General features: G+C 38.4%; 13 protein-coding genes. 2 read left to right on the plus strand and 11 right to left on the minus strand.

Annotated features, from left to right (window positions below; translation table 11 throughout):
• The 11 genes from VXK47_RS19915 to rpmF all read right to left on the minus strand — a co-directional run.
• The coding region (locus tag VXK47_RS19915) for a 3,4-dihydroxy-2-butanone-4-phosphate synthase (protein ID WP_435550541.1) at positions 1 to 390 on the minus strand (390 nt) is incomplete at its 3' end.
• Positions 391 to 495: 105 nt separating this feature from the next.
• Entirely contained in the window at positions 496 to 1161 is a 666-nt protein-coding gene (locus VXK47_RS19920; RefSeq protein ID WP_435550542.1) for a riboflavin synthase, read from the minus strand.
• 1 nt (position 1162) lies between these two features.
• Complete coding sequence (gene ribD, locus VXK47_RS19925; protein ID WP_435550543.1) at positions 1163 to 2263, minus strand: bifunctional diaminohydroxyphosphoribosylaminopyrimidine deaminase/5-amino-6-(5-phosphoribosylamino)uracil reductase RibD; 1101 nt, start codon at positions 2261 to 2263, stop codon at positions 1163 to 1165.
• A gap of 8 nt (positions 2264 to 2271) precedes the next feature.
• Positions 2272 to 2727: a transcriptional regulator NrdR gene (gene nrdR / locus VXK47_RS19930; RefSeq protein ID WP_435550544.1), complete on the minus strand. Its 456-nt coding sequence runs from the start codon at positions 2725 to 2727 to the stop codon at positions 2272 to 2274.
• Between the two features lie 13 nt (positions 2728 to 2740).
• The gene (locus tag VXK47_RS19935; protein ID WP_435550545.1) at positions 2741 to 3202 is read right to left on the minus strand and encodes a deoxycytidylate deaminase; all 462 of its coding nucleotides are present in this window, start codon (positions 3200 to 3202) and stop codon (positions 2741 to 2743) included.
• Between the two features lie 173 nt (positions 3203 to 3375).
• Complete coding sequence (gene glyA, locus VXK47_RS19940; RefSeq protein ID WP_435550546.1) at positions 3376 to 4620, minus strand: serine hydroxymethyltransferase; 1245 nt, start codon at positions 4618 to 4620, stop codon at positions 3376 to 3378.
• Positions 4621 to 4726: 106 nt separating this feature from the next.
• A complete protein-coding gene (gene rpiB / locus VXK47_RS19945) occupies positions 4727 to 5200 on the minus strand; it encodes a ribose 5-phosphate isomerase B (RefSeq protein WP_435550547.1) in 474 nt (157 codons plus the stop codon).
• A gap of 223 nt (positions 5201 to 5423) precedes the next feature.
• Positions 5424 to 5651, minus strand: a complete 228-nt coding sequence (gene acpP / locus VXK47_RS19950) for an acyl carrier protein (RefSeq protein ID WP_435550548.1) — start codon at positions 5649 to 5651, stop codon at positions 5424 to 5426.
• A gap of 163 nt (positions 5652 to 5814) precedes the next feature.
• Positions 5815 to 6573, minus strand: a complete 759-nt coding sequence (gene fabG / locus VXK47_RS19955; RefSeq protein ID WP_435550549.1) for a 3-oxoacyl-[acyl-carrier-protein] reductase — start codon at positions 6571 to 6573, stop codon at positions 5815 to 5817.
• A 2-nt stretch (positions 6574 to 6575) separates the two neighbouring features.
• A complete protein-coding gene (locus tag VXK47_RS19960; protein WP_435550550.1) occupies positions 6576 to 8240 on the minus strand; it encodes an acyl-CoA dehydrogenase family protein in 1665 nt (554 codons plus the stop codon).
• 6 nt (positions 8241 to 8246) lie between these two features.
• Positions 8247 to 8429, minus strand: coding sequence for a large ribosomal subunit protein bL32 (gene rpmF / locus VXK47_RS19965; RefSeq protein ID WP_435550551.1), 183 nt, complete (start codon positions 8427 to 8429; stop codon positions 8247 to 8249).
• Positions 8430 to 8888: 459 nt separating this feature from the next.
• Between rpmF and VXK47_RS19970 the strand changes: the two genes are divergently transcribed.
• The gene (locus VXK47_RS19970; RefSeq protein ID WP_435550552.1) at positions 8889 to 10547 is read left to right on the plus strand and encodes a sensor domain-containing diguanylate cyclase; all 1659 of its coding nucleotides are present in this window, start codon (positions 8889 to 8891) and stop codon (positions 10545 to 10547) included.
• Positions 10548 to 10688: 141 nt separating this feature from the next.
• A complete protein-coding gene (locus VXK47_RS19975; protein ID WP_435550553.1) occupies positions 10689 to 11174 on the plus strand; it encodes a YqiA/YcfP family alpha/beta fold hydrolase in 486 nt (161 codons plus the stop codon).
• Positions 11175 to 11314: the final 140 nt, after the last annotated feature.

An 11314-nucleotide genomic window follows, 5' to 3' on the forward strand; every position in this document is an offset into this window, starting at 1 on the left:
TAAAGGGAAAATATGTCCCGGCCTTACCAAATCATTAGGACGGGCATCGTCGGCTATGGCTGTGAGGATGGTTGTTGCGCGGTCTGCTGCGGAAATTCCGGTTGTAACACCGCACCTTGCCTCAATAGAAACCGTAAATCCCGTTTGATACATAGATGTATTGTTTTCCACCATCGGCGGAAGATAGAGGGAATCTATCTTTTCCCCTGTCATGGAAAGGCATATAAGCCCTCTTCCGTATTTTGCCATAAAATTGATAGCTTCAGGCGTTACTTTTTCAGCTGCCATGGTGAGGTCGCCCTCATTCTCGCGTTCTTCATCATCAGCCAGGATAACCATACGCCCTTCACGTATATCTTTTATAGCTTCTTCAATTGAAATCATTGGCATTGTTAAATATCTATCTCCTAATAATTTTTTGTATTACTTGAGTTATGAAAGAAAAACCCTTGCCTTCAATTAAAGACTCCGGGTTGAACTTTTATTATAAATCCATCATATAAATCCGGTTTTTGACAAAAAGGCCATATCTATAGACGACTTTATATCTTTTTTACCACCGGCGCCTGTTTGTGAACCGACAAAACGTTCTATATATTTTCCTATCATATCCGTTTCTATATTAACAGGATCGTTTTCCACTTTTAAACCCATTGTAGTAAGTTTCGCCGTATGAGGTATAATGCTTACTTCAAACCAGCCTTCATCGCAGTTGTTTACCGTAAGGCTAACACCATCCACCGCAACAGAACCTTTTTTTATTATGTACCGGGAAACAGAAACAGGCACCTCAAATGTAATTATCAATGCGTTGCCTGTCAATTTTTTGCGGCTGATTTTACCGATACCGTCAATATGTCCCGAAACAAGATGACCATCCAGCCGATCAGAAAGACGCAAGGCGCGCTCAATATTTGCCCTGTCTCCCGTTTTAGCATTTCCCAGAATGGTTTTATCAAGGGTTTCAGGAGAAACATCAACATCAAAACGCTTTCTCTCAATTTCAACAACAGTAAGGCATGCTCCGTTAACTGCAATACTGTCTCCTATTTCAGTTCCATCAAGGTTGATATCCGTTTCTACGGCAAGACGCTTTCCTATCCTGCCTGATGAACGAATCGAGGAAATAGTACCAAGACTTTCGATTATACCTGTAAACATGTCAGATATATCCCTCTATTAAAATATCATCTCCGAATTTTTGAATACCAACCTCTTTAACCGGAAGACAGTCACGCATAAGAGCCGGTCCTGGCCCCCTGCAAATACTTACTCCATCACCACCAAGAATTTTGGGGGCATAGAAAAAGAATATTTTATCAACTATCTTTTGCGAAAATGCAGATGCAATTACCCGGCTTCCTCCTTCTATGAGAAGGCTTGTAATACCCATCAAACCCAATGTGTCCATAAGTATATCAAGATTTATCAGGTTATTTTCAGCAGGAGACTCAATTATCTTAATCCCTTTTTCTTCAAGTCTGTTTTTTTTTTGCAGAACAGCTTTATCGGGCGCATGATTGCTCATAACCATAATCGTATCAGAATCAGAATTTTTATTTAAAACAAGCGCATCTTCGGAAATTGAAAGCCTCGAATCAAGAATTACCCTCACCGGGCTAAGACCGTTCATACCATCAATACGTGTTGTCAGTTCAGGGTTATCCCTTTTTACAGTATCTATACCGACCATGATAGCATCGGAATAATGTCTTAATCTGTGAACAAATTGTCTTGATTCTTCACCGGTAACCCATTTTGAGTCTCCGGTTTTAGTGGCGATGTTACCATCTAAAGTTGAAGCGCATTTTACCATAACAAAAGGCCGCTTTGTCTTGGTATATTTAATAAAAATCTCATTTTGTTTTTCTGCTTCTTTTCCACAGACTCCAAATATTACATCTATTCCATTGTTTTTTAAATATTCCGACCCATTTCCCTTAACATCCGGATTAGGATCCCTGATCGCCGCCACAACCCTTTTTATGCCTGATTCAATAATTTTTTTTGTACATGGAGGTGTTTTGCCGAAATGATTGCATGGCTCAAGCGTGACATAAAGAGTAGCTCCAAATGAGTCTTTTTTCGCATCATCAATAGCATTTACTTCTGCATGAGCTTTCCCGTAAGCTTCGTGATAACCTTTTCCGGCAACTTTACCGTCTTTCACAACAACCGCACCCACCATAGGGTTTGGGGAAGTAAATCCACGACCTTTTTCAGCAAGGTCTATGGCCATTTTCATATAAAATAAGTCATCCATATAAAACTCTATTGTTTGCTCAGCAGTTTCTTTAATTCCCAGATAAAATCGTTAATATCCTTAAACTCCCTGTAAACTGATGCAAACCTGACATAAGCCACATCATCAATTTCATGAAGCTTTTTCATAATCTTTTCGCCGACTATGTTAGCGGGTATCTCTTTTTCTCCGGTTTCTTTAAGGTCGCGTTCAAGCTCATCAAGAAAATCTTCTATAACATTTATACTTATGTTGCGTTTTTCGCATGCTTTCAGAATGCCGGTACGTACTTTGTCTTTTGAGAATATCTCCCTGCGCCCGTCTTTTTTTATTATCACAACGGGAAGCTCTTCAATCTGCTCATATGTGGTGAAACGTCTGCCGCAACCTATGCATTCCCTGCGTCTGCGAATCACGTTTCCATCCTTGTTCAATCTGGAGTCAATAACCTTGTTGTCAAGCCCGGCGCAAAAAGGACATTTCATAAAAACCTCCCGGTCAGATAGTTTCCAGCTTGATTACTTCAATACCTGCCTCCTCCAACATTTCCGACGACATAGCGTCTGCATAACCATCGAGATAATATATTTTTATTATACCTGCATTTATAATCATTTTTGCACATATTGAACAGGGAAGATTTGTACAGTAAAGGACTGCATCTCTTATGGAAACACCGTGAAAGGCAGCCTGGATAATAGCATTCTGTTCGGCATGAATTCCCCTGCAAAGTTCATGTCTTTCTCCGGATGCAATCTTCATTTTCTCACGAAGGCAGCCGATTTCAAGACAATGCTTTAATCCTGATGGCGCCCCGTTGTATCCTGTAGAAAGTATCCTCTTGTCTTTAACTATTAAAGCGCCCACTGATCGTCTTAGGCATGTTGATCTTTTGGCAACAAGGGTTGTAATATCCATAAAATATGTATCCCACGCAGGGCGGCTGCTCTTATCCGGCATATTTCCTGATCATCCCCTTTCCTAAAGCAAGAATCTTCTTGCAATCAGTTTATATGAGAATACAGGAGTCAGAATACAGAATACAGAAGAAAAACAACAGCATGGTTATTCTGTCTCCTGACTCCTGGCTCCTGTATTCTCATGCTTCGTTGTGCCTGCCCCGGGCATGGAGGTTAGTTATTATATATCGGAAACTCTTCGCAAAGCTTTTGTACTTTTTCTCCCGTTCGTTTTATAAGTGATTCATCCTTGGTATTTTTAAGAAGATCAACTATAAGCTTTGCTATTGTTTCCATTTGGGCTTCTTTCATTCCTCTTGTAGTCAGAGAAGGTGTTCCGATACGGATTCCGCTTGTAATAAATGGGCTTAATGTGTCAAAAGGTATGGAATTTTTATTCACAGTTATTCCGGCCCGCCCCAATACATTCTCGGCCTCTTTTCCTGTAACATTCAGGTTTCTCAAATCAACAAGCATCATGTGATTATCGGTTCCGCCTGAAACAAGATTGATGCCTCCCTCCATTAATATTCCGGCCATTGTTTTTGCATTTTTGATAACACAGGACTGATAGTATCTGAATGATTCACTGAGAGCTTCCTTAAAACATACTGCCTTTGCAGCTATAACATGCATAAGTGGTCCGCCCTGTATTCCGGGAAAAATTTCCTTGTTAAGCTTTTCCCCGAATTGTTCCCTGGCAAGTATCAGACCTCCCCTGGGACCTCTCAATGTCTTGTGAGTGGTTGCAGTAATAATATCTGCAAACGGCACAGGAGAAGGATGTTCACCTGCTGCAACAAGCCCGGCTATATGAGCCATATCAACCATCAGATAAGCACCTACTGATTCCGAAATCTCAGCAAATGCTTTAAAATCAAGTATTCTCGGATATGCGCTTGCACCTGCCACTATCATTTTTGGCCTGTGTTTTTTTGCTAATTGATCAATTTCATCATAATCTATAATACCAGTATCGCGGCCCACTCCATAATGAACGAAATTAAATAACCTGCCTGAAAAGCTTGCCGGACTTCCGTGAGTAAGATGGCCACCGTGGGAAAGGTTCATTCCAAGTATCCTATCTCCGGGTTTAAGCAAAGCAAAATATACTGCCATATTAGCCTGCGAACCTGAGTGGGGCTGTACGTTTGCATATGATGCCCCGAATAGTTTCTTTACTCTTTCAACAGCCAGCTTTTCAGCAATATCAACGTTTTCACATCCTCCATAATAACGCTTGTCGGGATAACCTTCGGCATATTTATTTGTCAGAACACTTCCTTGCGCAGCCATAACCGCCCGGCTGACAATATTTTCCGATGCAATTAATTCTAAGGTATTTTTCTGTCTTTCGTATTCACAGGCAATAACCTTTGCTATTTCATAATCTGTTTTTTCAATATATTCCGGATCCAACTTATTTTCCCTTACTTTCTATCTTGATTTTAAACTGACGGGCTGATGAAAAGCCCATCCTTAAATACAATCCAATAAAAAAATAAAATCGCCGTTAAAAGTATAATTACTGAAATTTATCGTCACAAAATCCACTGCTGCCTAAATCATTAAATTTATCAATTCGTTGCTGGTGACGCCCTCCTTCAAAATCGGTTTCAAGCCAGGACTTTAATATTTCAAGTGCAAGTGTTTCTCCGATAACACGGGCTCCCATTACCAACACATTTGAATTATTGTGTTTCCTGCTGATAATAGCCGAAAAGACATCATTGCAAAGGGCCGCTCTGATATTGGAAAACCTATTTGCAACAATAGACATTCCTATCCCACTGCCGCAAAGAAGTATACCACGGCCAAATTCTTTGGTTGAAACAAGCGAAGCCACCTTGATTCCATAATCAGGATAGTCAACCGAATTTTCATTATTTGTCCCGATATCTTTGACTTCAATGCCATTTTCTGTAAGATGCTTTATTATCAGTTTTTTAAGCTGATATGCAGCATGATCGTTTCCGATAACAATAGGTGATTTATCCATCGAGCAATTCCTGTTTTTTAGGTAATTCAGGCTAAAATTATATCTTGGTTTTCATATACCATATAACCCAATTATGGAGCATGGTCTTGTAAATCAATAAATTTATATACATCCTTAAAATATCCGCAAAACCGAAATTTGTTTGTAATATGGTATTTTAGAAGAAACAAGACAAAAATATAAAATCATCCGGTCTTGTTTAAAAAGGCAGAGTTGAGAAATTTCAGCGGGATCTTATATAATCAATAACATCATTTACAGTGACAAGTTTTTCCGCGTCATCATCTGAAATCTCCATTTCAAATTCTTCTTCCATTGTCATAATCAGTTCAACCAGATCCAGAGAATCTGCTCCAAGATCATTTACAAAAGACGCCTCAGGGACCACATCGGAAAGATCCACTCCCAGCTTTTCTACAATAATTTTTTTTACTTTATCTTCAACAGACATCGAGTATATTCTCCTAAAATTATATCATTGTATGGCGTTTAATTTTGTTCTGGCTCAAGATATGCTTATCGGGTCAATTAAAGGTGTGCTTAGAAGTATTATATGAATAGCGCAGTTCAGCATTGCCGAAAATTTCTTGCGAGAAGGGTTATGCAATAAAGCATTACATATACATTCCTCCATTAACATGAACAACCTGACCCGTAATATAAGATGCCCCTTCCGAAGCAAGGAAAAGAACAACTGCTGCAATATCCTCCGGTTTGCCTATGCGCCCAAGCGGAATACCGCTTATCAAAACTTCTTTAGCTTTTTCTGAAAGAGCCCCGGTCATGTCGGTTTCGACAAATCCGGGTGCAACAGCATTAACCGTTATGTCTCTTGAAGCAAGTTCTTTTGCAACAGCCTTTGTAAAACCGATTATTCCGGCCTTTGAAGCAACATAATTAGCCTGTCCGGGGTTTCCGCTTGCCCCAACAACGGAAGATATGTTTATTATACGGCCATACCTTTGCTTTATCATCGGTTTTACGGCAATTTTGGTACACAGAAAAGCGCCTTTCAGGTTGGTATCAAGAACATCATCCCAGTCTTTTTCTTTCATCCGAACCAATAGACCGTCTCTTGCAATACCGGCATTATTAACAAGAACATCAATTCGGCCGCTTTCTTCAAGAATCTTGCCGAAAAAAGATTCAACATCTTTTCCCGACATCACATCGACCTGCATTCCCTTCGCAAATCCGCCTGCATCGCCAATAATTTTTTCAATTTCAACAGCAGCAGAAGCCGAAGACGAATAATTAAAATAGATACGGGTGTCAGGTCCTGCAAAAGCAAGACAAATTGCCTTTCCTATCCCTCGTGTTCCTCCGGTAACAACTACTGTACGGGTTTTCTGATGCGTTGTATGATCCGGCATTTCTACCTTTCAAACACTATATCTGCCAATTTATCCATATCTGTAAGTATATTTTCATAACTTAACATAAGCTCATCATATGAAATACTTGCCATAAAATCTGAAATTTGGTTCCGGCTAAAACTCCCTGAGCCCCTTAAAATCTTATCCAGATTATTCAGTACAAGCCGGGCGGTTTCGTTAGCAAATATTCTCGATATAATTTTAAACTTCCCAGCCTGGTTCCCTCCGCTCTGAATAATAAAGGCAGACTTTCTGGCAAGACTTGCACCAACTTCAACATATGCCATCATATCAGCAAGAAGAAACATTATATGCTGCTGCCTGGTAAGCTTATTTTCATGAACAAAGTTGATAGTATCGTTAAGCGCTTTAGCAGCAAGCCCATAATAGCGATATCCTGCATCAGGTATAGAAATACTTAGTTTATCCATCTCTTTATATATGGATAGATAAAATTCACCTTTTGTTTTCCATGTTTTTTTCCAGCGGAACGTGCCAATAATATTTTGCTGAATCTCGCTGGTTCCTTCATATATGCGAGTAATTCTTACATCTCTTTTAATCTTTTCAACTTCATATTCAGCAATATATCCATATCCGCCAAGACCCTGAATCGCATCATCTGCTGCTTTATCGGCTGATTCGGTTGCAAAAAGTTTAGCGATGGAACCCTCAACCTGAAGATCTTCCTCACCTGAATCAAGACGAACCACGACCTCGTCAACATATGCCGCAGCTGCCTCGGTTCTAACAACATTGGGAACAACAAGTTTATGTGTGTATCCCTGTTTTTCCGAAAGAGGGGTACCAAATTGAATTCTTTGTTTTGCATAAGGGATAAGAATATTAAGGCATGCCTGTGATGCACCAAGCGCCATAGCTGCAACCATAACTCTTGTATAACCGAAAACCTTATTTGCCTGTTTTAAACCATGACCTGGAATTCCGCCAATAAGATTTTCAACAGGTACAAAAACATCCTCAAATATAAGCGGGGAAGTATTCGAGGCGCGTATTCCGTGTTTTTCTTCACCTTTGCCCTGTATGAAACCCTTGGTGCCTTTTTCCACCACAAAAAAAGCCGGGCCTTCCGGGGTATTGGCAAGAAGTGTGATAAAGTCGGCATATCCACCTGTTGAAATAAACTGTTTGGTGCCGTTAATAACATAACCGGTTATCTTGCCGTTATCAATGACAGGATCAGCCTTTGTTTTTAAGGCTGCAAGATTACTTCCGGCATCAGCTTCGGTTACTGCATACGCTACAAGAGACGAATCTTTTGCAATTGCACCAAGCCATTTCTTTTTCTGCTCTTCGGTACCCCCCACTATAAGAGGATCTGCGCCAAGCTGAAGAGCAAAAAATGCCGTAGTGACACCAAGGCATATTTTTGACATCTCAAGAGTCAAATAACAGATGTCACGGGCTCCACCACCCATACCGCCATAAACTTCCGGAATTCCAAGCAGCTGTAAGCCTATCTCAGGACTAAGCAGTTCTCGTATAGTCTCTTCAGGGAAAAATTCCTTTTTATCAAAATCCAGGATTTTTTCTTTGCTAAGCAGCCTGTTCCTTAACCGGTTTACCATGTCTAAAATCATCTGTCTTGATTCGAGATCAAGCCCCTTGAGTTTGATTTCTTTACCAGTTTCGGGAGAACCCATCAGACCTTATACCTCTTTCTGTTTGATAACTTCACGACCATTGTAATATCCGCATTCCGGACAAACCGTGTGTCCTGGCTTTGCTTCACCACACTGAGAGCATTTAGATAAATTAAGAGCTTCAATTTTCTGGTGGGTACGACGTTTGTCTCGTTTCGACTTGGATGTTTTGTGTTTTGGTACAGCCATAAGTAATATCCTAATATTAAGAAATAATTATTTGATGCAATTAACCGTTAATTACGCAAAATTTATGGCTTTAGTAATTCAAATACATAAGATTGTCAAGAAGTTTTGCGTTTAATTTTGTCGTCGTTATCCCATGTACAGTAGCTATTCAGGCTTAAACCAATTAAATGATGATGTATTAATTTGCTTGAATATTATATTAATTTCTCACCCGATATCTGCAATAAAATATTTAACAATTTTATAACAACCCGGGATAAATCAAATATAATTTCGATTTGAAATTATTTACCGCTTTTACTTTAGTTTTTGCATCGTATTTAAAAAATATAAATATACTTTGCTTCCGAATATTTTATATTGCATAATCACTTATTTTATTATAATCACCCAAAAACATATAATATACTTGGAATTATTGTATATTTTATTTTCATACCGTAACAAAGGAAACCTTCCATGGGGGAAAATAAAGAAATAAAAGAATGGTATTTTCTTCTGTTTAATAATTTCAGTGATTCCGTATTTGTAAATGAATGGTCTGATAGAACTAATTTTACGGGCAATTTTATTGATGCAAATGATGCTGCCTGCAATCAGCTCGGTTATACAAGAGAAGAGCTTTTACAAATGAGTCCTTCCGGCATTGAAATCAAGTTTGAAAATCCTGCTGATATATCTGAGATTTTGAAAATGTTGTTAAATAATGAGCGCGCTAAATGGGAAGGCTGGTTTACCAGAAAAGATGGCATAGAAATCCCTGTTGAGGTACAAAACAAACTTTTCTTTAAAAACGCCAAACATTATATTCTGTCTACTGTCAGAGACATAAGCGATCGAAAACGAGCAGAAAAAAACCTTAGAAAAAGCGAAGACAAGTATCGTGACCTTTTTCAAAACGCAAATGACGCAAGTTTATTGACTGATGCAGATGACAATTTGTTAGAGGTCAATTATAAGGCGCTTGAATTACATGGCTATTCCCGTGAAGAACTCATTGGAATGAGTATGTACGACCTTATTCCCAAAGAAAATATTCATTATTTTAAAGAAATGATAAAAGAATTTAAAATGAACGGAGGGAACGAAAAATTTCATGTAAATACTATTGCAAAAGATGGAAAAAAATTAATCGTTGAGGTTAGTGCATCGGCAATCATGGAAAAAAACAAGTATGTCGGGGCTCGTACGATCGTTCGTGATATAACTGATCGTATTTATTCTGACATAGCACTACGCGAAAGCGAAGAACGTTACAGATATCTGGTGGAAAACTCTCCAAATATAATTTATTCTTATTCTGATAAGAGGGGTATAATATATAATTCTTCGCGCGTTGAAGATATTCTTGGATATTCTTCACATTGTTTTTTAGAAAAGCCATCTTTCTGGTTCGAATATATGCATAAGGATGACCACGATAAAATATTAAAGGCGGTTAAGGATTTTTCTGAAGGCAAGCACTTTAATATAGAATACCGGATCAAAGACAAACAGGGGAAATGGCATTGGTTTGAGGACAGATCTATAAGTATAATTAACAATACTGATGAAATTATCATTAATGGTCTTGCAACAGATATCACCAAACGTAAATTAATGGAGCAGGAAATACGCGAAATGTCAATACGGGATCAGTTAACCGAGTTATACAACAGACGCGGATTCATCACTCTTGCAGAACAGCAATTAAAGTCTGCTAAGAGAGCAAATACAAGGATGACACTTTTGTTTCTCGATTCTGATGGATTGAAATTAATCAACGATACTCTGGGGCATGAAGAAGGAGATAAGGCACTTTTCGATACTGCAGAAATTCTCAGGCAGACCTTTCGTGAATCTGATATAATTGCTCGTATTGGCGGTGATGAATTTGCAGTACTTGTTGTGGATTCTACAAATATGAATTCCACAATTATCACACAACGGCTTCAACAAAATATTGATGATTTTAATTCAAAAAAGCTAAAACAATATATTCTTTCATTGAGCTGGGGTGCCACTATTTACGAACCTGATTCCGGGCTAACTCTTGACAAGCTTATGTCGGTAGCAGATGAATTGATGTATATTCAGAAAAGAGCCAAACAATATTTTATCACTCATAATTATTCTTAATATATTTATTCTTTATTCGTTTGCAGCCACTCCGGAGATAAATTTGCGCATTTTCCTATCCACCTCCACATGTCTTGACCACGGCAATTTTATTAAAAATTTTAATCCAACTATAAATATATTTTATAAATTAAGTAAATTATGACTACTATTCTTCCTACAAGAGTTTTCATTCATGGTTTGGAAAGTTCAAGTCAGGGTAAAAAAGGTGTATTTTTTAAAAAAATATACCCTGACATGATCATTGAGACCTTTTCAGGTGGCTTTGACAAAAGAATGCTTAAATTAAATGCCGTTTTGAACGAAAAGGATGATCTTGTTATTGTCGGATCCAGTTACGGTGGATTAATGGCAACCGTATTTGCTTGCAGGAATTTAAGCAATGTTAGAAAACTTATTCTGCTGGCTCCTGCCCTTAATTATATGCCCGTTGATTTTTATCCTGAAAAGAGCCTGGATATTCCAGTCTGTATATACCATGGGAATAGGGATGAAGTCATACCTCACATTCCGGTCCATAAAATTGCTATTAAAATATTTTCCAATCTTATATGGAACCTGGTGGATGATGACCACTCACTTAACAATACCACATTTAGCTTAAACTGGGATATTCTTTTATGCTAAATTATAGTGGACCCCATGTCAAGACTGATTTTCATAAAAATTAAGCTACCAAAGGTCTCTGATATTTTCTCCGGGTTTAAGTTCTTTTTTCTTACAAAGTCCTTTTCAAAAGGTCCGCTATTGCCGGATAAATGAAAAAT

Source organism: Desulfobacterium sp. N47 (genome assembly GCF_051233685.1).
Taxonomy (GTDB): domain Bacteria; phylum Desulfobacterota; class Desulfobacteria; order Desulfobacterales; family RPRI01; genus RPRI01.